Raw genomic sequence first — 22233 nt, 5'->3', positions numbered from 1 at the left:
TTGGGACAGCTAAACCCTGCGTGACCGTTATCCCGGAAGATTGGCCCGCTCCTGACCAGGCCTCGCGGCCGGGCGGGGTGCTGCACGGGGGCGGTCCTGGTGGGCCTCCTGGGAGCGTGCGAGCACGCGCTCGTAGAGGCCGACGAGCTGGTCGCACCAGGCCTCCGGGCGTGGTGCGAGGATGGCGGACCGGGCGAACCCCGCCTCGCTCATCCGCCGCACGGCGTCGTCGTCCCGGGCGAGGCGACTCATGGCGGCGGCGAGGGCGACGGGGTCGTAGGGGTCGCAGACCTGCACACAGCCGAGGGCCTCCGCCTCTCGGGCGATGAGCGCGTGCCGTGAGACGAGCACCGGCAGCCCGCTCGCAATCGCCTCGAGGGTCACGAGCCCGAACGTCTCGCGCCAGCGGGTCGGAACGACCGCGAAGCGCACCGTGCCGACGAGGCCAGCGATCTCCTCCGGCGAGCGCCAGCCCAGGATCCGCGCTCCGGGATGGATCTGCGCGAGTTCGTCCCGGAGTGGCCCGTCACCGATGATCGTCAGCGGCAGGCCGGCCTTGCAGGCGGCAGCCGCAACCACGTCGACCCCCTTGTCGCGTTCCAGCCGGCCGACGAACAGGACGTCGCCGTTGCGCTCGGCTTCGACGCGCGTCGTTCGCCAGGGGACGACCGGATTGCGCAGCACGGCTACCCGGTCGTGGGCGACGCCTCCCCGGACGAGGAGCGGGACCATTCCGTCATGGACCGCGAGCACGGTGGCGGGTGAGCGGGCGAGGTCGATCATGCCCTGCCGAACGGCGTGGCGCGCGACGCGCCAGAGCTTGTGGCCATAGTGACGCCGGTCGCATTGCGTCGTCAGGCAAGCCCCTGAGAGCGGCACGCGATCGCAGGACGTCCCGGCTTGAAAATCGAACTGGCCGCCGTTCGGGCACACCAGAAAGTAATCGTGCGCCGTCATCACCAGCCGCTCCGCCACGCTGCCGAGGGGACGGAAGACCGAAGGAGAGAGCACCTTGTGCCAGTTGTGCAGGTGGTAGACCGTGCCGGGCGTGTCGTTGGCCCGGATCCATTCGGCGACGAAGCGCAGGGCCGGCAGGCTGAACACCCCCCGGGCCGCGGCCGCTCCGCGCCCTCCCTGCATCAGGCTGAGGCCGCCGAGGGAGTGGAGCTCGACCCTGGGCAAGGCCCGCCATCGCTCCGCGCCGTCGGGCTCAGCACTCCCGTTGAGGATCGTCACCGGAATGTCGCGCCCGGCCAGCAATCGCACGGAGCGCAGGGCGATCCCAGCCGCCCCGCCGCTCTCGACGGCGTCGTCGCTCAGAACAACCACCCTGTCGATCATCAGCGGATCCTCGTCGGGTGAACAGCCGCCTCAGGGAAGGCGGACGATATGGGTGGGATGCAGCCGGCCGCGCACGAGGTCGGCGAGGGCGCGCACGTTGCCGGCGACCCGACCGCGGCGATCGATGTGGGGCTCGGGCCGGAGGGAGCGCACCAGGTTCATGGCGATGTTGCGCGCCATGAGCCAAGCCGCGCGTGGCCAGGCGAAGCTGCCCTTGCCGACGAGGTAGAGCGGATTGGCGATCTGGGAGTAGCCGAAACGCCGGCCGGATTGCCGGCCGCCCTTCACCCCGAGATGCACGCCGACTGCCGGCCCAATCCGCTCCAGGTGCCCGAAGCGCGCGATGCGGCGACTGAAGTCGACATCCTCCAGCCAGCCGTAAGCCGGCAGAGCCTCGTCGAACTCCAAGCCGCCGGCGCGGATCGCCGAGACGCGGAACGTCATGTTGCAGCCATAGGCATTGTAGACCGGGATCGAGGCAGCCGCACCGATCCGGCCCTCGAGGAAGCGCTCAGCGTCCTCGACGGCATAGCCCGCACCGGTGATGCCGTCCGCCACGACGACCCCCGTCGCGCCGACGAGGTCTGGATTCGCCAGGAAGGCGTGCTCCATGGACTCCAGGTAGGTCGGGGCCGGGACGAAATCGTCGTCGAAGAAGCAGACGAGGTCGGCATCGTCCACGGCCGCCAGGATCGCGTTCCGCTGCCGCGTCAGCCCACGGTCCCCCACGAGGACGAGTGGATCCGCCTCGTCCGGGGCGAGATCGAGATCGGCCAGCGTCGGCACCGCCGCGACCACGATGTCAGGCTGCCGGGTCTGGAGGCGGAGGCGCCGGAGCGTCTCCCGGGCAATGGCAGGACGCCCAGCGGTCGCGATCCCGACCGCGATCCGCAGGGCGCGCCGCCGGTCCCCGGTCCGCGCATCGGCGCGAAGATCCGGCCCGTCCGACGGGTTCGTCCGGAAGCTGCCGGCGTGGCGCAGGCGATGGAACCAGTCGATCAGCGTGATTCCGCCCAGGAGCCCGTAGACCCAGACATAGCCGAGCGCCGCGCCCGCCGCGCCCGCCACCTCAGACGCGAGGTGAGACCAGGCCGATTTCGACCTGCTTCTGCTGTTCCTGATAAACATTGCAACAGTCATTGTCCGCACTCCACAGCGTGACGAGCGCTTATTGCCTCACAAGTAAAACATAAAACAGACAAATTCACAATAGTTGGATTGACATTACCCCATATTCCGCTGATACCACGAATGAGATGATCCCTGCGTGCTATCGGTGCGGCAACGAGAAGCGAGATCTGCCATGTTCCGACATTCCCTTCTGTGTGCGGCGGTGATCGTGAGCGGGCTGGCTGGTCCGGTGGCTGCGGCGCCCGACGTGTATCGCCTCGGCCCCGAAGACCGCGTCCGCCTCAAGGTCACCGAGTGGCGTGCGGCTCGCGGCGAGAGCTACGAATGGGAGGCGCTGACCGGAGAGTTCCTCGTTGACGCCGGAGGCAGGCTGGCGCTGCCCCTCGTCGGCGAAGTCACCGCGGGCGGGATGACGACGAGCGAGCTGGCCAACCTCATCGGCGAAAAGCTCCAGCAGAGGGTCGGCCTCGTGTCGCGGCCCGACGCGTCGGTGGAGGTCGCCCAGTTCCGGCCGTTCTTCGTCGTGGGACAGGTGGACAAGCCCGGAGCCTATCCCTACCGCCCCCGGCTCACTGTGCTTCAGGCCGTCAGCCTGGCCGGCGGCTTCTACCGCGAGACGCCCGTGGGCGGACAACGCCTCGCCCGCGAGGTCATCAATGCCCGAGGCGAACTGCGCGATCTCATGATCGAGCGTAGCGCCCTGCTGGCGCGCCGCGCCCGGCTGCAGGCGGAAACGCGCGGGGACGCCGCGATCGCCTTCCCCGAGGCGGTGACCGAGCGCAAAGGGATCCCGGCCGTCGCCGATGCCATCCGCGAGGAGGAGGCGCTGTTCGATGCCCGGCGCACGGCCCTGCGCTCGCAGATCGACGCGCTGACGCAGTCCAAGATCCTGATCGATGCCGAGATCAGCACTCTGCAGGAGAAGGCCGTCTCGCAAGACCGCCAGCTCGGTCTCGCGCGCAAGGAGCTCGACAACATCAACTCGCTGATGCAGCGGGGCCTGGCGATCAGCCCGCGCCAGCTCGCCCTCGAGCAGACCGTCGCCCAGATGGAGAGCGCCCGCCTCGACATCGCGCTGGCGATCTCCCGGTCGCGCCAGGACATCAGCCGCAACGACCGGACGATCCTGGACCTGCGCAACCAGCGCCAGAGCACGGTGCTGACCGATCTTCGCGAGACGCAGACGAAGCTCGCCAAGCTGCAAGAGAAGGTGGACACGATGCGCGCTCTGCTGACCGACAGCGAGGTCACCGTCCCGCAGGCGATCCTGGCCCGCCGGATCGCCGAACGCCGTCCGGCCACCTACGCGCTTGTGCGACGGGAGGCCGACGGCATCCGGGAGATCGCCGCCGGCGAAACGGACACGGTCCAGCCCGGCGACGTGCTGAAGGTGGAAGGACCACTCATCGAGGATGCGCCGCAGCGGAGTCAGGCGGAAGCCGATAGAACCTCCGCGGTCGTGGGACGGGGCGGCTGACGCGGCTTTCGGATGCTCCATCCCGAGAGCCCGCCCGAGAGCTCGCGCGGCGCGGCGCTCTGCTCTGCGCGCACGCGAGCGAAGCCGATCGAGGCGACGCGACGCGGTTTCGCAGCGATCCACGGGTGCGCTCCGTCGAGAACCGTCCGACGCGCCGGCGGCAGGATCGGAGAATCGGGCGAGGCCTTGGATCCTGCCGCGGCGGGCCCTCGCCGATGCCTGCGTGGCTCTCGTCGCGCCTTGATCGGGCGTCGCGCCTTGATCGGGACTGCATCGAGTGAGAAGGAGGTTCATCGAGCCTCGCCGTCTCGGGGGGTTCATGGCTGGACTTGCGGTCCGCGGTGGTGTCGACCCGACTGTCCCGGCGCGGTGGCGTGGGGCTGCCCCCTTGCCGGCAGAGCGGCGGTCGAGCCGGCCTGCCGGCGATCCCGCCTCCGCATCGCCGCATCTGGCCGGGCCGGATGGTCCGTCGGGGATGACGCTCAAACCGCGCGAGCGACCGCCCCGCCGTCGCGCACCTTGTTCAGGACGACGCCGAGGAGCCGGCAGTACGCCGCCTCGAGCGTGATGGCCGCCATCTCGACACTGTCGCGCTCCGTTTCGCCCCAGGTGGCCACAAGGATCATGCCGTCGAGAATCCGGCCGATCGCCCGTGCATCCGTCGTCGCCTGCATGGCGCTCAGGTCCAGCACGACCAGGTCGTAGGTTCCCGCCACCCGGTTCAACACCTCGTGCATCTGCTTGGAGCGAAGGATGTCGCTCGACTGCGCCGGCCGGGCGCTGAACACCGCGGGCAGAATGTCGAGGTTTGGAACCCGGGTCGGGAGAATCGTGTCGCGCCCGTCGGCGAGCATTTCGAGAAGCCCCTCCGTCGCGCCGGGCGCCAGCATCCGGGTGAGGGAGCAGTCGAGGAAATCCGCATCGATGAGGAGCGTGCGGCAGTTCGCTTGCGCCGATAGGCATGCCAGGTTGAGGGCGACGCTGGTCTTGCCCTCGCCGCTGGACACGGACGTGATGCCCAGCGTCCCGACCGTGCGTCCTTCCCTCGCGATGTCGAGGGCGATCTTCACCCCTCGGAGCGCTCGGGTATAACCCGAGAAGGGTGCGTCGATCGCCTCCAGCCCCAGGGGCTTTGCGCGCCCCCGGAGGCGCTTGCCAACCGCCGGGAGCAGGGCGAGGCAGGACAGGCCCGGGACCCGCTGAAGGTCGGCGCTGCTGCGCACCGTCTGGTCGAGGGTGTAGCGGACCGTGCTGATCGCGACGCCCAGGAGCAGGCCGACCGCCGTGCCCAGGGCGAGCGTGAGCTTTCCGCGCGGGCTGCTCTTGTCGAGCGGAGTCGTCGCCGGAGCGATGACCCGAGCGCTCGTCACCGGCAGCGTCTCCTTCTGGACCGTCTCCGACAGCTTCTCGAGAAGGTTCTGGTACATCCTGCGGTAGCTCTGAGCCTGTGCCTCCAACTCGGACAGCGTCACGCGGGCCAGACGGCGGCGATCGGCCTCGGCGATGAGCTGCCGGATCCGTAACTCGATGCCGCGCTCGCGGCTCACCGCGATGTCGTGGTCGCTCAGGTAGATCTGCGCGATGCGCCGGACCTCCGTCGCGACGTCGCGCTCCGCCTGCTCCACCTCGCCCCGCGCTGCCACGACCGAGCTGTGTTCCGGGCCGTAGCGCTCGCGGGCCTCGGCCTCCCGCTGGGCGGCATCCTGCTGCCGCTGTCGCAGGTTGGTCATCACCTGGTTGTTCAGGATCTCGGCTACCGCCGCGGTGCTGGTCCCGGCCTGGAGCACGGCCTGGATGCGAGCGAGCCGCGCGGAGGCCTGGGTCGTCTGCGCCCGTGCCGTCACGAGTTGGCTGTTCATCTCGCTCAGCTGCTGCTCGACGAGCAGGCCGCTATGCCCGCTCGCCAGATCGTTCCGGATCTTGAAGTCCTCGACGGCCCGGGCGCTCCCATTCAGCTCCACGCGCAGGTCGCTGATCCGCGCTTGGAGCCAGTCGGCGCCGCTGCGGGCGACCCGGGCCTTGGCGTCGAACTGATCGCGCATGTACGCGTCCGTGTACGCGTTGGCGACCTCGGCCGCGCGCTCGGGTCGGAAGGCCTGCGCCGTGATCTCGATGACGTAGGACTGGCCGACCCGCCGTACGCCGACGCGGCGGGTCAGGATCGCGGTCGCCACCCGCACGCGCTCGGATTCGGCGTCCCTGGCGGGCGTCTCCGGCGAGCCGCGCAGCCAGCTGAGCCAGCCGTCTTCGCGCTGGAACTCAGGATCCTCGCTCAGGCCGAGAGCCTTGACCACGGCCGAGGTGATCCGTTCGGAGCGCAGCAATTCGATCTGACTCTCGACCTGAGCATTGTCGAGCGTGAGATCCAGCATGCCCGCTTCGAAGGACAGCAATTGCTGTTGCCGCTGAGGCTCGATCAGGAGCTGCGTCGCCGCCGAGTAGACCGGTACGCTCAGCATGACGAACGAGGCCGCACCTGCGACGCAGAGCACAATGCAGGCGGCGATGATGGGCCAAGATTGCCGCAGTACGCCTCCGAACGACCGCAGAGTGATTGGTGGAGCTGGCGACCCCGCCCCGGACGGGGGCATCGGCAGTCGCGCAGGGTCAACGCGCAGCATCATCCGTCCTCGTCAGACGACAGCGAAAGACGTGTCGTCACAATATGACGACACAGTTGAAAATCGATTGGCAGAGATTGTATTTCTATTTCAATATACGCCGCGAGATTTAATCACAGCCGGCACTGTCTTGACGATGATTGCCAGATCGCTGTAGAGCGACCAGGATCTGACATACTGAGAGTCCATCTGCACGCGCTGCTCGTAGCTGACGTCGTTGCGGCCACTGCATTGCCAGAGGCCGGTCAGGCCCGGGCGCACCGCCTTGTAATCCGCGAAGGCGATCCCGTAGCGCTTGATCTCGTCGGCGACGATCGGACGGGGACCGACGAGGCTCATCTCGCCACGCAGTATGTTGAAGAGCTGCGGCAGTTCGTCGAGGCTGGTGTCCCGCAGGACGCGGCCCAGCGGCGTCACGCGGGGATCGCGCTTCAGCTTGTGGGTCTCCCGCCACTCGGCCGACGCCTCGGGATGGCTGGCGAGATACCGGGACAGCGCCGCATCGGCATCCCGCACCATGGTGCGGAACTTGAAGCACGGGAAGCTGACGCCATTCCGGCCGATGCGGCGATGGCGGATGAGAATCGGCCGGCCCTCCATGATCAGGATGGCGAGAGCGATGATCCCGAGGAGTATGCCGAACATGGCAAGCGCGCCGCCAGCGGCGACGATGTCCAGCGTCCGCTTCGCGCGGCTGAGTGCCGGGGCCCTGAGGGCGTGGTCGCGGGCAACGTCGTTCAGCGGTATCGCCGTCGCTTCTGCGGAACGTTCGATAAGCATGACACCTCCCATCGGGATCGAGCACCAAGCAACAGGGCAATCAGGCAAGCCAAGGAGGGACGCCGCCACAGCCGGACTGAGCTGCCACGGACGAGGGGTTCGAACGACTGGGCAGCAGCTATTCCTCAGGGGGCCAAAGCTTGCCTTAATGATTTCTTAATTATCTAACTCTAAGCTGATTGAGGAGTCGGGGATGCCAATCACGGCGTAAGAATATTGATGGAATTGTCAGGTTTTTCCGCACACGAGCGCTCGTGACTCGGGGATCGCTGCGCTGATCCGGCGCGTTCCGGAATCGTTCGGTTCCGGAACGGATCTTTGGGCCGATGCCGTCGTTGGAAGCGAGCATCTGAGGATCGCATCAGTCCAGGCAGGCCACGGATCTGGAGTTCGAGATGGTGCCCTACGCAATCTGCCTCTTGGCCGCGGGCACCTTGCTCGGGACATTCGCGCGGCTGCCGGCCCTGCTGGCGGTGCTCTGTGCTGTGATCGTGGCGCTCGTCTTCGGCGCGGGGCTGAGCCTCGTCGGCATCGTCGGCCCGTCCTCGACTGCCGCCAACGTCGTCGTGGCGATCGTTGCAGTTCAGGTGGGCTACGGCATCGGCGTCATTCTGCGGGCCATACGAGAACGCTTCCGAGCGTCAACTCCCGATCCCGCGGTCCAGGCGCAGACCGAGAAGCCCCGGTCGGACCCGCCGATCGTCGCCCGCCGCACCAACCATCCCGGGCGCTGAAGTCGCGTACGGATCGCGCAGCCGGGCCTCGCCGGCCGCCTACAGTGCGTTGTGATACCATCCTTGCAGGATCGCATACTGGACGATCTTGGACCGCGAACGGAGGTCGAGCTTTTCGCTCGCCCGGGTCTTGTAAGTTTCGACCGACTTCGTCGTCACGCCGAGCTTGGCTGCGACTTCCTTGTTGGTGAAGCCGAGGGCGATGAGGCGGATGACGTCTCGTTCCCGGTCGGTGAGCGGGAGGGCACCGCGTTCGCCGGTGCCATTCATGCGCGAACCGGCGAGATCGCTCGCCGGCAGGCACCGTTCCGCGATGGCGGGATCGAGATAGAGTCCGCTGCTGCTCACGGCTCTGATCGCCTGTATCAGGTTGTCGCCAGCCGAGTTCTTGAGGACGTAGCCCCGCGCGCCGGCGCCGAGGGCTTGGCGAACGTAGGTGGGATCGTCGTGCGCGCTCAGCAGCACGACATGTGTCGACACCGCCTCGGCCATGAGCCGCTTCGTCACCGCGATCCCGTGCATCTCCGGCATCGAGATGTCGAGGACCGCGATGTCGGGCCGCGTCTCCGAAATCAGGCGCAGGGCGCGGCTGCCGGTATTGGCCTCACCGACGATCTCGATGTCCGCCGCGCTCGTCAGAAGCATGCGGATGCCGGCGAGGAACATAGGATGGTCGTCGGCGATCAGGATCCGGGACTTGGTTCGCGAGTCCGAATTCATCATGCTGCACTCCGCACTGGGACTATGACCTGAACCCATGTGCCGGCGGCCGGCGCCGAGTCGATCAGCAGCTTGCCACCGACGCGCGCGACCCGTTCCCGCATGCCCTCAATCCCCCAGCCCCTCCGTCTCGCGGGAGAGGGACGTGTGGTGCGGTCGAACCCCGCACCGTCATCCCGGATTGACATATACAACTCTGATTTTGTATGATGGATATAACACCTAACATAAGTTGCATCTCCCGCATGCCTCATGATGTTGGTCAGGGCTTCCTGCGCCACACGATAGAGGGTCACTTCGAGATCAGGCTGGAGCGAAGGCAGGCATGGCACGTCGACCTTGAACTCGACCGTGACGCCGCTCTGCCTGGCCCAGTCCTCGAAGAGCATCTGAAGCGTCGGGACCAGACCGAAGCAATCGAGGCCAGGCGGCCGCAGATCCGCGATGGCGCGGCCAATATCGTGCGCCAGCTCGTCGACGAGTTCGGTCAGCGCGCCGATCTTGCTGGCTTCCGCCGGCGCCAGATCTTGCTTCAGGATGTGTAGGCCGAGCTTGATGCAAGCGATCTGCTGCCCGGTCTGGTCGTGGAGGTCACGGGCCAGGCGCAGCCGCTCCTCCTGACGAGCCTGCTCCAGGAGAGTCCAGGCCGCATCGCGGTCGCGGACAGTGGGGTTCCATCGCACGTGCGACGAGGCCGAGGAGCGATGCTGCCTCCGGTGGCCCAAGGACCGCACGTACTGGATGGGGCTCGCATCCTGCAACCGGATGACGAAGTCCGAGGTGATCTTCCTAACGCCACGCATCCGAGAGATCAGCTGATGGCCGTGCGATTGTGAACTGACGAGTGCTCCGGCGACTGGCTCACAATGTTCTGAATACGACATGGTCAGCTCCGAAATCTAGAAACGACGACGGATCGGTTGCCCTCGGTCGTCACCCTCCCAAATGCCGGATGCTCATTACCGCGTTGATTCAGATCGCTTCATCCAAAAGGAGTATGTGCGACCTGAGTCAATGCGCTGCTCCTTGAGGGTTATAAAAGCATGAAACGATCGAGTGGTCACCAGCATATTGTCCTGTCATATGCATGCAGACAGCTGATTTTTTCGGACCCCAAAGCAAGTTATGCAATAAGATTGCACCGAAAAAGTCCGACTATTCATGAATATGCCGGGATGATCGCGCCTTATCTCAGTTGGCTCGTTCAACAATAGCGCTAACACGCTAGGGCAGTCAGTGAATATAAATCAGCAAGTAATCGATATATTTCATATGATTGATTTACTGAAATCCCCAGCAAATCGATATATGGGAATTTGCCCCATATCTTAGCGATCATAAATGGCTTCCAGTGCGGGTTTTTATCACAAGCCTGCACTCATTTATGTAAAAAATCGTGTCATTATTTTAATGATTCATGTATATTGGGTCGATATACGAGATTATGCCGAGATCACTGCCGCTGTCTCACGACAGCAACTCAGCAAGAATCGCTCATATCAAATTTTTTTAGATCAGCATCCGGTTGTTCGTTGAGTCGTAGGGCGCGATCGAAAGAATAACATATGATAGTTACGTCTTGAGGCTGTATCGGACCTCGAGGTGGGGCAGTTTGGAGTGATGCGGTCCCGCCACGCCTCCCCATCCGATGTCGGCGATGAAGAATGGGCACTGGTCGCGCTCTGCCCGATGCTGCAGCGCAGGCATCGCCTGCGCGAGGTGTTCGACGGGCTGCGCCATCTGGTTCGTTCCGGCGTGGCGTGCCGCGCGATGCCCGCCGATGCCGATGGCTGCTCCACCGTGTCCGAGCTGGCGGAGGCCGGGCAGGAGGCACCGGTAATACCGCCGCACCTTCGAACGGACGCGTTAGAAGGTGCCAGGCAAGCCCGAACGGGCGCCGGCGCTGATGCGCCGGTCGCCTTCGCATCGACACGTCGACGCGAAGGCGCGAGGGTATAACAGCACGAACCGTTCCTATGTCGACGAGTGCTGCGCGGGCGAGCGCGCGGCGAAGGTGGCGGCTGACCACGGCATCGCCTCGAAAGTGGTAACGCTTCACGAGGCCGAGCGTGGCTTCGTCCTGCTGCCACGCCGATGAGGGGACGAGCGAGCCTCTGCCGGGAGGGCCCGCTTTCGCCGCTTGGCCCGCGAGGACGGACGCTCATCCGCCACAGAAGCCGTCCGCTATACCGCAGCGCCTTCGAACGGGCTCCTTCGGACGGGCAAGGCAAACCGGAACGGGCGTCGGCGCCAGGGGGTTTTCAGGCGTGACGGCCGGCATGGCAGCTGTGTGGGCTGGCTTCGACTATTTCATACGGCTTTCGATTGACCGCTTCACGATGCGGAAGCTGGCTTCGCTCAGGCGCCGCGCGGGCTCGCTGATGCGGTGTCCGAAGCGATCATCCGCGTACTGCCTCCATACCGTAGCGCCTCCGACGGGTTCGTTCGACGGCGCCAGGCAAGCCCGAATGGGCGCCGGCGCTGGTGCGCCGAACGCCTTCGCATCGAACACGTCGATGAAGGCGCGACGGTATCAGAGCCAGTGTCTATTTAGATCCGTGTCACGGTCTCAGCAGCGCCCCCATGAGCATGCGGCAGAACGTGCGGTAGGACATCGCGATCAGCGAGCCGTAGATCGCGCCTCCGACGACGATGCAGGCCGTCAGGGACAGCCATGACGACAGGTGCCATTGGTCGGCCTTCCACGACACGGCGACGACGCCGATGGCGAGAGCCGTCACCGCGAGCGCGGCAGCTTTCAGGTCCTGCGCGATGCGCTGCCAGCTCACTTCGGCGTAGTGGGTCTGCGCCCAGATCACGATCGGGAGTGTCGCCACGGCCGAGAGCAGCTGGGCGCTCGCCGCGCCGACCGGACCGTAGGGGGCGAGCACCAGCAGGAGGATCAGGCCGATCGTCGAGGCCAGAGTCGTGATGACCGGCAGCAACCGGACTTGTCCGACCAGGACCAGCATCGGCTCGACGAGCACAGCCGGCAGCGACAGCAGGCGCCCGATCGCCAGGATCGCGATCACCGGGGCTGCCGCGGTCCAGCCGTCGCCGAGCAGCACCTGAACCAGGCTCCCGGAGACGAGGGCCAGGCCGATGAAGGCTGGCAAGGCAAGCAGGGCCGTTCCGAACACGATCCGCTCGCCTTCCAGGCGCGGGCGCCATCCGGCGGTCTCTGCGCCGGCGCGCGAGCGGGACAGGGAAGCCCACGAGAGCATCCTGAGCGGTTCCGAGAACAGTTCGCCGATCGCACCCACGACGCGCGAGGAGAGCCGGTAGATCGCGACCTCGGCGGTGCCCAGGAACAGGGCGAGGACGAACTCCGCCCCATAGCTCCTCACGAACTCGATGACCTGCGTCGCCGTCAGGCGTGCCACGAAGCGAAGCGCCCCGGCACTGGTTCGCCCGTTGAACGAGAAGCGCGGAAGCCAGGCAGCCGCGGCGAGGGATCCCAGCAGGGCGACCACGTTCATCACCGCCCGGCTCATCAACAAGGCCGTCACACCGCCGCCGGCGAGCAGCGACCCGATGCCGGCCACGAGAGCGAGAGCGTCGCTGGCTATGGTGATGGCCGCGATCGTTCCGATGCGGCCCTCGCGAACCAGGATGCCGTACTGGAGCGCCGTCACCGCTCCGAGCGGAATCAGCAGCGAGAGCCCTGCGAGCAGCTCGCCGTAGGGCCCGTTTCCGCCCAACCACACGAAGGACATGCCGCCCGCCACGCCGGCAAGGCCGCCCAGGAGCGCCACCCCGAGACCGGTCCAGAACACCGTCGCGGGCGGCCGCCCGAGATCTTCCCAGGCCATGACGTACTGGGTCCAGCCGGCCTCGGCGAGGCGCGAGATCAGCATCGCCGTCGCCGAGGCGAGGGCGAAGATGCCGAGGTCCACGGGGGTCAAGCTCCGTGCCGCGACGAGCAGCAGCAGCAGGCTCGACAGCTGGGCGACGAGACGCGCGGCGAAGGACCAGGCCGAGGCCCGGCTGGCATTGATCGACGCGAGCATCAGTCCCGGCCCGTGGCGAGTTGGGCTGCGGAGGCGAAGGCGATGTCGGCCTGGGGCTCCGGGGACGCGGCGAGTGGGGTGACCACCTCGCCCACACCGGGCGTCGTCCACAGCCGCGGGACGGCCGCTCCGATCAGGCCGAGATCGGCGAGATCGCGCGAGGTTCTGAAGCGCCGACTTCCCGCATAGGTCAGCGGCCGGTCGCCCCACTTCAGGACGGATTGCCGCAGCTGCTCGTAGGACAAGCCGCGCCGGTAGTGGTTCTCCAGCAGCGTCGGCTGGTTGAGGCGCTTGTGGATCTCCTCGCACAGCTTGAAATGCAGCAGCGCGACCGACTCGTCGGCGAGGGCGCCATTCGAGTTGCAATGCCCGTCATGGAAGACGAAGCCCTTGCGGACATAGCTGATGGGGTGCTTCTGCTGCGCCGGCAACTCGCGGGGCCAATACGTCGCGACGGCCCTGACCCAGGCGAGCGGGATCCGGTCGATGAAACGGTCGACCTGATTGCACAGGGTGGAGTGGAGGGCGCCGCGGCGGCGTTCCCTGTCGAGGTTCGACAGCAGGCGCAGGCGAGGGCCCCCGATGACCTGGAGCTTGAATCTCGTCGAAGGCACGTCCCAGGGCCGCCGCGGCCATGGGCGAAACACGTAGTCGGCGTCGAAATGGGCCATGACCTCGGTGATGGTGTCCCCGGCGGACAGGCCAACCGAGAGGTAGTCGCCCCCCGGGTACATGTCGATCATCGCACCCGCGACGACGTCGGCTCCCCTGGCCTGCATCTCGGCGCAGAAACGGCCGAGATCGATCGTCTCACAGTTCCGGTAGACGAGGTGCTCGTCGCAATCGACGACCACGCACCACCTATCCTCGCAATGCTCCTGGAGGATGCGGGTCACCCAGGCCATGCCGTACCGGGCGTCGCGGTACGAATCGAGGCACTGGAACAAGTGGCAATCCTCCTGCTCGCTCAGGTACTCGACGCTCCCGTCGGTCGAGCCGTTGTCGATGAACAGGAAGGCGGCGGCGCCGAGCTGCCGGTAATGGCGCAGGAAATGCGGAAGGAGGCCGATCTCGTTGCGCACCGGCACGACGACCGGCACCGCCCCGCGAGGAATGTGGACGTTCCGCGCCGTTAATCGCTTCAGGTTCATGACGCGCGTGCCTCGCGGATTGTCTCGAGATTTCCCAAGGTCGATCGCCCGGCGATCGCTTCGCCGTCGCTGTGGCAGGACGGACGTCTGGGTTACGCAAACGGTGGGGCGTCCGGCCTGCGACCCAGCCTCCGCGACGGAGCGATCAGGGTCCGTCACATACCCGCGACGGCCACCGTTCATCGAAACCCAGAGCTGCCGTCACCGCGCATGCTCGTGCAGGCATGTTCGGCGCCCGATGTCCCGATCGTCTTCGGGTCGGAGCCGGCCGAATGTAGATGAGGCGGCGGCAGCGCCGTAACACGGGCTTTCGGCCGCGACGTCAGGAATAACCTGACCTCGCCTATTTCACGACGAGGAGGACCGCGTTGCCGCGCAACGTGACCGGGATCTCGTTGACCGGGCCATCCGGCACCGGCAATGCCTCGCCGGTGATCGCATCGGTGGCTGAGACGACCAGGCGCGGACGGTCGAGCGAGACCCGCACCGGACGATTCGGGACTGCCAGGGGCGCGAGCGTCTCCGGATCCCAGACCGGCCGCTCATCCGCAAGCCCGAGCACGAATTCGCCCGACGACCTCTGGCAGACGAGGAGGTTCGCCTCCGCGACATCAAGGCCGACACGCACGATCTCGGGTGTGAAGGAGCGCGCACCCTCGCCTTGATCGTCGAGGGCCCCCGTGAGCCGTCTGAGCGCCTCCGCAGCCGGCTTCGGTGCGTAGTCGGCGGTGAACAACCCGAAATGCCGTTCGACCTCCGTCTCGTCCGGATCCGGATAGGCGTCGAACAATTCGTAGAGGTAGATCGAGGAAAACCCCATCTGCTTGGTCAGCAGGACGGTGTTCAGCGTCAGGCGGGCCTGGGTAAGCGCGTCGACGCCGCCCCAGCCGATCCGCTTTTGCAGTGTGTAGTATCCGATCTCGGTGAGCGAGGCCGGAAAGAAGCGGCCGTCATGGGAGAATTTCTCGATGTCCTGGTCGATTGCCGCGCGCGGCTGCTCGCCGCCCTTGGGGTAGGCGTGAATCGTGAGCTGGTCGTAGCGCCCGAAGGCGGGCGGCCAGGTCGTCAGATTGTACATCGGGATGTGCTTCAGGAGCGGGCTCTTGCGCAAGCCTGCGTCGAGAGCGTTCTGGAACTCGACGGCGGCCTCGTTTCCCGTCTTGCCGTTGAACGGAAACGGCCAGTTGTTGTACTCGTTGGGGCCCTCCACGGAGAGGATCGCCCCGGGGGTCCGCTGCTCGAACTGCTCGAGCCGCGCGACGGCATCCTTCAGGTCGACCTCGCCGCTGCCTGCCAGGAAGTTGAAGCGGATGCCCGCCTGAGCGACCGTGGGATAGTTGTACCAGCCGTTGCCGGGGATCGCGGGGTTCGGGATGCTGTCTCGCACCTGCTTGATGCGGAGGAAGCGGAGGGCGTCGATGACCTTCTCGGCATCGGCGTAGCGGCTGTCCGTGTAGGCGATATGCGTGTTGACGCCGAGGAAGTCGAGGACGTCGGCCGCCCGTACGGCCGCGATGTCGGGGGCCTCGGTGCGGGCGGTGACCGGCAGGGCCGCGAGGCCCGCGAGCAGGCCTAGGGCGGCCGCGGCCCAGGACCGGATCTGCGTGAGCCGGGCCGTCGGGGCAGGGCCGGTCTTCCGGTCAGTCATGGGATCCTCCTGGCAGACGGTGCGACGCGCTCAGGCGAGGGCGGGCAGCGGGCTCGGCTTCGCACCCGCCGCAGCCGCCGTCGGGTCCCGGAGCTCCTCGGCCAGCGGCGCGGCCGCGACCGCCGCGAGCACGTAGAAGACCAGGCCGAGATCGATCGTCGTTCCGGCGATGCAGGCGGCGGTCACCATGGCCAGGCAGGCGGAACCGGCCGCGCTCCGGACCGCGAACGCCTCGACATCGGCTTCGCGCCATGGCGCCACGATCGTGCTGGCGATGAAGCACAGATAGGCGGCCGTACCGGGCACTCCGATGCTCGCGAGGGCTGCGATCGCAAAGCTCGAGGCACGGGTGCTGCCCACGCCGATGCCGAGCCCGTAACTGTCGAAGAAGTTGACCATCGCCTGGCTGTTCCAGTTCCCTCGCTCCAGTGCGGATTCCGAGACCCCCTTGTTGAACACGATCTGGTCGAGCAGGCCCGCGAGATAGGCGGAGGCCTGCTGGGTGTGCGCGACCCCGAGTACCAGGACTGCCAGGACTATCGGCCCGAGGCCGAGGAAGGCCGCTCGCCGCGCTCCGGCCCGACCGGCGATGAGCCGCGCGACGTTCGCGCCGTAGACGATGGCGAGGTAGATCGCCGACCCGACATACGCGGTGGTCGATGTCGACAGGACCAGGGCGATCAGCAGGAGGAGCGACAGCGGACCGGTGAGCCTCGAGCGGTAGCGGTTGAGCCAGAGATTGAAACTGAAGGCGAACAGGGCGAGCGTCGCCCCCGCGAAGGCGGAGGCTTCGGTGAAGGAGCCGACGATGCGCTTCATGCCGGCCATCTCGGTCGCGTCGAGCATGTTGTAGCTCGCGTTGCGCATGAATCCGAGAAGGCTGGCGGTGCCGGTCGCGAAGGTCACGTAGTCGAGGACGGCGAATCCGATGTTGATGATGCCGCACAAGACGAGCGCGTCAGCAACGATCCGCTTGCCCGACCGGTCCTGCGTGAAGCCGTAGAAGATGCAGAAGCACGCAACGTTTCCCAGGAAGTAGACCGTTTGCGTGATGTTGCCGCTGCCGGGAGTGAGCGGCGTCATCAGGATGGCCTTGCCGAAGGCCGTGCGGCTGATGGCGAAGACGTAGCTCGCTCCCTCGAACAGGCGCGGGAGGAAGACGGCCGAGAATACGCCGTATATCCCCGTCAGCAAGAACCAGAAGCCCGGGGACGGGAAGGCGAGACCCTGCAGCGCGCGGACCGCGTAGGGCGGACGCGAGCAGACGAGCAGCAGGAAGCCGAGCAGCAGATGAGCCGGCTGCACGTTCGCCGAGCCGAGGGCGGTCAAGATCGTCGCCGCCGACGAACCGAGCAGGGTCGAGAACAGGAACAGGCCGATTGCCGTGGCACGACCGTACAGGAGGCACAGGATGCCGGCGGCAAGCGTCAGTACGCCCATTACTTCGAAGGTCATCGTGCCTGTCGCGGCTCCCTCTGGTCCGAGGCTCCCGAGCCGTCCTCGGAATCCTCAACGATGCCGGAAGCGGGGCCCTCCGGCGATACCGGCTCAACCGCGGGCAGAGACCAGGGCCGGGGCGGGGACCGGACGCGGAGCCGACGCGGGCGAGCTCGCCGCAGCCGCCCGCAGGCAGGATTCGACGAAACTGCGCATGCGACGCTCGAACACCGCGGTGGCGAACCGCTCGGCCCGGGCGCGGCATGCCTCGGGCGAGAAGGATTGCGCCCGGAATCTCTGCTCGGCATCGATGATCGCCGCGACGCTCTGCTCGTCGAAGAACACGCCGGTCTCACCCTCCACCACGGTCTCGCCCGCGCCGCCGCGGCGGAACGCGATCACCGGCCTACCGCTCGCCATCGCCTCGACCGGCACGAGGCCGAAATCCTCCTCGCCCGGGAAGATCAGCGCTTGGCAGCGCGCGTAGTGGTGCCGCAGCTCCGAGAAGGGCCGAGGACCGAGCACCTCGACCGTCGGGCCGGCCATGCGCCGGATGGCGGCCAGCATCTCGCCGCCGCCGATCACCACCAGCCGGCGGCGCATCGTGTTGAAGGCCTCGACTGCGAGGTCGGGGCGCTTATAGGCGACGAGCTCGCCTGCCATGAGGTAATAGTCGCCCCGTTCTGCCTCGCGCACGACCTCGAAATCGTCGACCATCACGGGAGGCGGGATCACCTCGGCATCACGGTGGTAGTACCGCGCGATCCGGCTGGCGACGGTGCGGGAATTGGCGACGAAGTGGTCGACGCGCTGCGCCGAGACGGCGTCCCAGTTGCGCACGTAGTGGGCGGCAGGCAGCATCAGCAAACGCTTCAGGAACCCGGCATTTGCTCTGTAATCGTGGAACATGTTCCAGATGTAGCGCATTGGCGAGTGACAGTAGCAGATGTGCAGGGCGTTGGGCGGCGGGATGATCCCCTTCGCCGGTCCGGCCTCGCTGCTGATGATGAGATCGTATTGGCGCAGGTCCAGCTGCTCTAGAGCCATCGGCATCAAGGGAAGGTAGTTCTTGTAGAGACGAGAGGCCATCGGCAGCGCGCCGATGAAGGTCTGCCTCACCGTCCGTCGGCGGATCGCGTCGCTCACCGCCGAGGGATCGTAGACATGGGTGAAGATGTCGGCCTGCGGATAGATCCGCAGAAGCGCCTCGAGCACCTTCTCGCCCCCGCGCATGCCGACAAGCCAGTAATGGATGATTGCAACGCGCATCGAAGAGGCTCCTCGATCAGGGCAGAGCGTGGCCTTGCAGTGTGGGAAGGTCCGGCCCACGGGGTCGGGCGGGGATTCGGGACGGTGCGCGCCACCTCCGCGGGATCGCGGGGCGCAGCGGCACCGGACGCGCCTGACTCCCAGCGGCGTTGGGATTCGTGACGGCGCAACCCGGCCTGCCGTATCCAGGACGATTACTCGACGCCCCGGGCAACCCGTCGAGGCAGGAATGCGGAACGCTCTCCGTGCTCGCGAGGCCACTTCACGGCTGCGCCATCAGACGCGAGGCAGGGGCCGGCAGCCGTTCGGTTGCACGGTGCGGCGCATCCAGGAACTGTTCGTCGAGGACAGCTGCGATGCGTTCGTTCTGCCGATCCTGCAACCGGTCGCGCAGATGATAGAAGGTCGATTTCAGGCGGTAGGCGTGGAGCCGCGCCCACGACAGGGTCGGAATGTCGCCGGCCAGTTCGGGATGCCGGTCGATCGCGTCGCGGTACACGCGATATTCCTTCTCGCCCCAAGGCGGAAGCACCCCGTGCCACGGCTTGGGATTGGCCATGAAGTGAACGATCTCGGGCCGGTAGCTCAACCTGGGTCGCAAGTGCAGGAACTGCCGGGGAAAGTTCCAACGGTTCGAGAGCGGCAGATGCTGTTCCCAGCAGGCTCCGTTGAGCGCATCCTGATCGTGGAACTGAAGCTTGCCTCCTGATTCGACGAAATACGCCAGCGCCACGCGCCCGATATGCTTCCAGTCCTCGAAGTCGCTCACGATCACGCCGGCGTTGAAGTAGTAGCCCCGCCGCGACTTCGGCACGCCGAGCAGCCCGTAGTTCGGGCTGAACTGGTCCGGGACCGCGAGGCCGGCGCTCGTCATCACCGACGTATAGTCGCGTGCGGCGAGGAACCGGCCGGCCGGCAGATCCCGCTGGAGCAGGGCGTCGAGCGATCCGTTGATCTGGGTGTCGCCGTCGATGTACAGCATGCGGCCGTAATCGCCAGTCACGAAGTCCGAGATCACCAGGCGCACCAGCGTCGCTGCCGAGATCCGACCGGCGAACCCCGTCCGGTAGATGTCGCCGAGGGCATCCTTGAGCACAGCCTCGGCCCGAGCTGCCACGTTGAGAAAGACGATGCCCTCCTGGTCGCAGATCCGCCGGTAGGTGTCGGTCTCTGGACCGTCGTCGATCGCAAGCAGCAGGACGTCCGCTTGCGAGGCTGCGACCTGAGCCCGGGCCTGCATCGCCGAGACCAGCGTGACGAACAGGTAGTTCCGATCCGTGACGTAGCAGATGCAGCCGGGTTTCATGGGCTGGCTTCCCGTTGGCTCGCGGCTTCTCGCCGACGTCGGACTGAGGCAGCTGTCCCGCCCCCGGGTCGATACAGTCTTCGCTCAGGCCAGTTCGTATCCTGTCTCGCCAGATCCGGCCCGACGGGAAATCCGCGATCGACGTCAGCCTTTCCCCGACACGCTGCCCGGCCCTGCCGGACAGCCGGGCCCGGGCGGCACCCGCGCGCTTGCCACCGCAACTCACAATTGTTAAGCGGGTATTGCCCAGCTGGGTCGTGAGCAGCAGGACACCGGAGCGGGGCGAATTAATGGAGACCTATAGGGCGCGTCCATGTATATAAATGAGTTATTTCTTATGTTGCGATCAATATTGCGGACTTCTTCAAAGTTAAGTCCGTAATTATTCCTGTACGTCTTTTCGAAGCCACACTCTGCGGTTCGGCGCATCAGCCTTGCACGGCGCGACCGCGATCCATGAACAACGCTGACGCACGGCACATCCAGCATAGCCTGGAGCGCCCGAGTCTTGCCCGCGTCGTCGATTTCACCTCCCGGCCTGTCCGACGACGGAGCCGCGGGGTCGTCGATCGCGCGAACGGAGTCTTCGTGACATGACCCTCCAGAAAGCTCTTCGCGCTTACGATGTCGACAACGCGCTCGGCGTGCACACCGACATCACGCAGGGAAATTGGTCCGACGTGAGCACGATGATCTCGCAGGCGACCTATGCCGGGATCGACACGATGCGGGTCGGCGTGCTGTCTCCGAATAACGCGTGGACCGCGCCCTATGTCGACGCGCTCGTCGGCGCGAACCTGAAGCTCGATTTTCTGGTCGACACGAGCGTGACCCCGGCTGCCAACGCGGCGGCGGTCGCGAGCTTCGTCAAGGCGCATCCCGGGTCCGTGTCCTTCGTCGAGGGGCCGAACGAGCCGAGCAACTGGGGCGTGACCTATGCCGGCAAGACCGGGATGGCCGGGGCCCAGGCCTGGCAGGCCGACTTTTATGCGGCGATGAAGGCGAACCCGGTCACCTCAGCCATCCCGGTCGCCGGGCCGTCATCTTGGATGGCGTCGGCGAGCGACATGATCAACGTCCACTCGTACGCGCAACGTGGCGACGAGCCGGACGCGTCGCTCAAGCGCGAACTCGACAACATGACCGCGCTGGACCCTGGAAAGCCGTTCGTCATCACCGAGACTGGGTACTATACGCTGCCGGGGTCGAACCCGAACGGCGTCGACGACGCCACGCAGGCCAAGCTGATCCTCAACACCTACATGGACTCGGTCAGCCGCGGTGCGAAGAACGTCGGGCTCTTCGCCCTGCGCGACTGGCAGAACCCCGATTGGGACAGCTACGGCCTGTACTACGGCGATAACAGCCCCAAGCCCTCGGCTCAGGCTCTCCACAACCTCGAGACGATCCTGAACGACGGTGGTGCCACGGCGGCGAGCTTCGCGCCGGGCACCCTCGACTACACCCTGACCGCACCGAGCGACGTCCGCTCCCTGCTGATGCAGAAATCGAGCGGAGAGTTCGTCGTCGCCCTCTGGCGCGAGCCGGACGTGTGGAACGAGGCGACCATGCAGGCCATCAAGCCCTCCGCCGAGACGGTACAGCTGCAACTGGGATCGGCCGCCGACGCGTCGATCTACGATCCGCTGACAGGTGCGGTGGCGACCCGGACGGCCCCAGGGGTGCGGAACCTGGATCTGACCGTCGTGGACCATCCAGTCTTCGTGACCCTGACTGCGACAGCCGCGTCGCCGTCATCAGCGATCATCGGCGACGACAGTGCCAATACCTTGACCGGTGACCAGGCCGCCAACCTGATCTCCGGCCTCGGCGGCGCCGACAGACTCAGCGGCAGCGACGGCGACGACACTCTGATGGGCGGGGCTGGGAACGATACCCTGATTGGGGGCACCGGCGCCGACCTGCTGATCGGCGGCAGCGGCGCCGACCTGCTTCAGGGCGGGGCGGGAGCCGACATTTACAGGCTGGGGCAGGCCGGGGAAGGAATCGACCGCATTCGCGGCTTCGTCCTGGGCGAGGACGCGATCGAGGTATCGGCATCGGCTTTCACGGGCGGCCTCGTGGCTGGTGCTAACCTCGACGGACATTTTACCACCAACACGACAGGACATACGAATGCGCCTGCCGGGTTCGGACAATTCATCTACGAGTCCGACGCCTCGCGGCTCTGGTGGGACAAGGACGGCGCCGGAGGCGCTGCTGCCGTCCAAATCGCGACGCTCGACAGGGGATTGGATCTGTCCGCCTCTGATTTCAAGGTCGTGACCTGAGAGGTTATAGGTGTAGGCGGCAATGAAATCGGTGAAGTGAGCGCAGAGCTGCTCGGGGCTGCCGTCGTGGTAGCGCCGGGCGGCCGCATCCTTGATGGTCCGGTTCATCCGCTCGACTTGACCCATTGTCAACGGCAGCGCGGCTCGGTCGGGCGAACCTCGATCTTGTTCTGCTCGCAGGCCCAGTCGAACGCATCCCGGCGGGAGACGCGCGACGCACCGCGCTCGCCCGATTCAGCGGCGGCTGCGGCCTCGGCTTACTCGTTCACGGACCTGCTGTCGGTGAATGTGAGTGCCGTCGCCTGTCAGTACAGCAT

The 22233-nt window shown here is 66.4% G+C and carries 17 protein-coding genes; 4 read left to right on the top strand and 13 right to left on the bottom strand.

Translation table 11 applies throughout. From position 1 onward, the window contains the following. Positions 1 to 27: 27 nt before the first annotated feature. Both MFF64_RS22230 and MFF64_RS22225 read right to left on the bottom strand, forming a co-directional pair. The gene (locus MFF64_RS22230; RefSeq protein ID WP_238192410.1) at positions 28 to 1341 is read right to left on the bottom strand and encodes a glycosyltransferase family 4 protein; all 1314 of its coding nucleotides are present in this window, start codon (positions 1339 to 1341) and stop codon (positions 28 to 30) included. 30 nt (positions 1342 to 1371) lie between these two features. Further along, positions 1372 to 2409 carry a glycosyltransferase family 2 protein gene (locus tag MFF64_RS22225; protein ID WP_238192409.1) on the bottom strand — a complete coding sequence of 346 codons (1038 nt, stop codon included), beginning with the start codon at positions 2407 to 2409 and terminating at the stop codon, positions 1372 to 1374. A 271-nt stretch (positions 2410 to 2680) separates the two neighbouring features. Between MFF64_RS22225 and MFF64_RS22220 the strand changes: the two genes are divergently transcribed. Then, positions 2681 to 3949: a polysaccharide biosynthesis/export family protein gene (locus MFF64_RS22220; protein ID WP_238192408.1), complete on the top strand. Its 1269-nt coding sequence runs from the start codon at positions 2681 to 2683 to the stop codon at positions 3947 to 3949. 482 nt (positions 3950 to 4431) lie between these two features. Here the strand turns inward: MFF64_RS22220 and MFF64_RS22215 are convergent, their stop codons facing one another. Together MFF64_RS22215 and MFF64_RS22210 are read right to left on the bottom strand one after the other, a co-directional pair. Continuing rightward, the gene (locus MFF64_RS22215) at positions 4432 to 6573 is read right to left on the bottom strand and encodes a GumC family protein (RefSeq protein ID WP_238192407.1); all 2142 of its coding nucleotides are present in this window, start codon (positions 6571 to 6573) and stop codon (positions 4432 to 4434) included. A gap of 87 nt (positions 6574 to 6660) precedes the next feature. Further along, the gene (locus MFF64_RS22210) at positions 6661 to 7350 is read right to left on the bottom strand and encodes a sugar transferase (protein WP_238192406.1); all 690 of its coding nucleotides are present in this window, start codon (positions 7348 to 7350) and stop codon (positions 6661 to 6663) included. Positions 7351 to 7745: 395 nt separating this feature from the next. On the opposite strand from MFF64_RS22210, the gene MFF64_RS22205 reads away from it, so the two are divergent. Continuing rightward, a complete protein-coding gene (locus MFF64_RS22205; protein ID WP_238192405.1) occupies positions 7746 to 8084 on the top strand; it encodes a hypothetical protein in 339 nt (112 codons plus the stop codon). Positions 8085 to 8123: 39 nt separating this feature from the next. On the opposite strand, the gene MFF64_RS22200 is transcribed toward MFF64_RS22205, so the two are convergent. The 3 genes from MFF64_RS22200 to MFF64_RS38625 all read right to left on the bottom strand — a co-directional run bounded on the left by MFF64_RS22200 (position 8124) and on the right by MFF64_RS38625 (position 10544). Next, on the bottom strand, positions 8124 to 8804 hold the full coding sequence (locus MFF64_RS22200; protein WP_273557168.1) for a response regulator transcription factor: 681 nt from the start codon (positions 8802 to 8804) through the stop codon (positions 8124 to 8126). Then, positions 8804 to 9688 (bottom strand): sensor histidine kinase, encoded by an 885-nt coding sequence (locus tag MFF64_RS22195; protein ID WP_238192403.1) that lies wholly within the window; start codon positions 9686 to 9688, stop codon positions 8804 to 8806. Before MFF64_RS22195 ends, MFF64_RS22200 begins: the two co-directional genes overlap by 1 nt. A 688-nt stretch (positions 9689 to 10376) precedes the next feature. Then, the gene (locus MFF64_RS38625; protein WP_165795667.1) at positions 10377 to 10544 is read right to left on the bottom strand and encodes a hypothetical protein; all 168 of its coding nucleotides are present in this window, start codon (positions 10542 to 10544) and stop codon (positions 10377 to 10379) included. A 133-nt stretch (positions 10545 to 10677) separates the two neighbouring features. On the opposite strand from MFF64_RS38625, the gene MFF64_RS22185 reads away from it, so the two are divergent. Continuing rightward, entirely contained in the window at positions 10678 to 10902 is a 225-nt protein-coding gene (locus tag MFF64_RS22185) for a hypothetical protein (protein WP_165795666.1), read from the top strand. Positions 10903 to 11365: 463 nt separating this feature from the next. On the opposite strand, the gene MFF64_RS22180 is transcribed toward MFF64_RS22185, so the two are convergent. From MFF64_RS22180 to MFF64_RS22155, 6 genes are all read right to left on the bottom strand, one after another. After that, a complete protein-coding gene (locus MFF64_RS22180) occupies positions 11366 to 12814 on the bottom strand; it encodes an oligosaccharide flippase family protein (protein ID WP_238192402.1) in 1449 nt (482 codons plus the stop codon). Continuing rightward, positions 12814 to 13965 carry a glycosyltransferase family 2 protein gene (locus MFF64_RS22175; RefSeq protein ID WP_238192401.1) on the bottom strand — a complete coding sequence of 384 codons (1152 nt, stop codon included), beginning with the start codon at positions 13963 to 13965 and terminating at the stop codon, positions 12814 to 12816. The genes MFF64_RS22180 and MFF64_RS22175 overlap by 1 nt, the downstream gene beginning before the upstream one ends. Before the next feature lie 343 nt (positions 13966 to 14308). Further along, positions 14309 to 15613, bottom strand: coding sequence for a hypothetical protein (locus MFF64_RS22170; protein WP_238192400.1), 1305 nt, complete (start codon positions 15611 to 15613; stop codon positions 14309 to 14311). Between the two features lie 30 nt (positions 15614 to 15643). After that, positions 15644 to 17068 (bottom strand): hypothetical protein, encoded by a 1425-nt coding sequence (locus tag MFF64_RS22165; RefSeq protein WP_238192399.1) that lies wholly within the window; start codon positions 17066 to 17068, stop codon positions 15644 to 15646. 93 nt (positions 17069 to 17161) lie between these two features. Next, on the bottom strand, positions 17162 to 18319 hold the full coding sequence (locus MFF64_RS22160) for a glycosyltransferase (RefSeq protein WP_238192398.1): 1158 nt from the start codon (positions 18317 to 18319) through the stop codon (positions 17162 to 17164). Between the two features lie 262 nt (positions 18320 to 18581). Next, on the bottom strand, positions 18582 to 19625 hold the full coding sequence (locus MFF64_RS22155) for a glycosyltransferase family 8 protein (RefSeq protein WP_238192397.1): 1044 nt from the start codon (positions 19623 to 19625) through the stop codon (positions 18582 to 18584). A gap of 593 nt (positions 19626 to 20218) precedes the next feature. Here MFF64_RS22155 and MFF64_RS22150 point away from each other — a divergent pair. Further along, positions 20219 to 21916, top strand: a complete 1698-nt coding sequence (locus tag MFF64_RS22150) for a calcium-binding protein (RefSeq protein ID WP_238192396.1) — start codon at positions 20219 to 20221, stop codon at positions 21914 to 21916. The last annotated feature ends 317 nt before the right edge of the window (positions 21917 to 22233 follow it).

This window comes from Methylobacterium frigidaeris (assembly GCF_022179185.1).
GTDB lineage: Bacteria > Pseudomonadota > Alphaproteobacteria > Rhizobiales > Beijerinckiaceae > Methylobacterium > Methylobacterium frigidaeris.
Note: the sequence above shows the minus strand (reverse complement) of the source record. Positions and strands in the feature narration are given on the sequence as shown.

What these genes read in the sequence shown, in the direction of transcription:
- MFF64_RS22205 (WP_238192405.1), top strand. Translation starts at nt 7,746, where the DNA reads ATGGTGCCCTACGCAATCTGCCTCTTGGCCGCGGGCACCTTGCTCGGG.
- MFF64_RS22165 (WP_238192399.1), bottom strand. Translation starts at nt 17,068, where the DNA reads ATGACCTTCGAAGTAATGGGCGTACTGACGCTTGCCGCCGGCATCCTG.
- MFF64_RS22230 (WP_238192410.1), bottom strand. Translation starts at nt 1,341, where the DNA reads ATGATCGACAGGGTGGTTGTTCTGAGCGACGACGCCGTCGAGAGCGGC.
- MFF64_RS22155 (WP_238192397.1), bottom strand. Translation starts at nt 19,625, where the DNA reads ATGAAACCCGGCTGCATCTGCTACGTCACGGATCGGAACTACCTGTTC.
- MFF64_RS22150 (WP_238192396.1), top strand. Translation starts at nt 20,219, where the DNA reads ATGACCCTCCAGAAAGCTCTTCGCGCTTACGATGTCGACAACGCGCTC.
- MFF64_RS22180 (WP_238192402.1), bottom strand. Translation starts at nt 12,814, where the DNA reads ATGCTCGCGTCGATCAATGCCAGCCGGGCCTCGGCCTGGTCCTTCGCC.
- MFF64_RS22175 (WP_238192401.1), bottom strand. Translation starts at nt 13,965, where the DNA reads ATGAACCTGAAGCGATTAACGGCGCGGAACGTCCACATTCCTCGCGGG.
- MFF64_RS22160 (WP_238192398.1), bottom strand. Translation starts at nt 18,319, where the DNA reads ATGCGCGTTGCAATCATCCATTACTGGCTTGTCGGCATGCGCGGGGGC.
- MFF64_RS22210 (WP_238192406.1), bottom strand. Translation starts at nt 7,350, where the DNA reads ATGCTTATCGAACGTTCCGCAGAAGCGACGGCGATACCGCTGAACGAC.
- MFF64_RS22215 (WP_238192407.1), bottom strand. Translation starts at nt 6,573, where the DNA reads ATGATGCTGCGCGTTGACCCTGCGCGACTGCCGATGCCCCCGTCCGGG.
- MFF64_RS22170 (WP_238192400.1), bottom strand. Translation starts at nt 15,613, where the DNA reads ATGACTGACCGGAAGACCGGCCCTGCCCCGACGGCCCGGCTCACGCAG.
- MFF64_RS38625 (WP_165795667.1), bottom strand. Translation starts at nt 10,544, where the DNA reads ATGGCGCAGCCCGTCGAACACCTCGCGCAGGCGATGCCTGCGCTGCAG.
- MFF64_RS22195 (WP_238192403.1), bottom strand. Translation starts at nt 9,688, where the DNA reads ATGTCGTATTCAGAACATTGTGAGCCAGTCGCCGGAGCACTCGTCAGT.
- MFF64_RS22200 (WP_273557168.1), bottom strand. Translation starts at nt 8,804, where the DNA reads ATGAATTCGGACTCGCGAACCAAGTCCCGGATCCTGATCGCCGACGAC.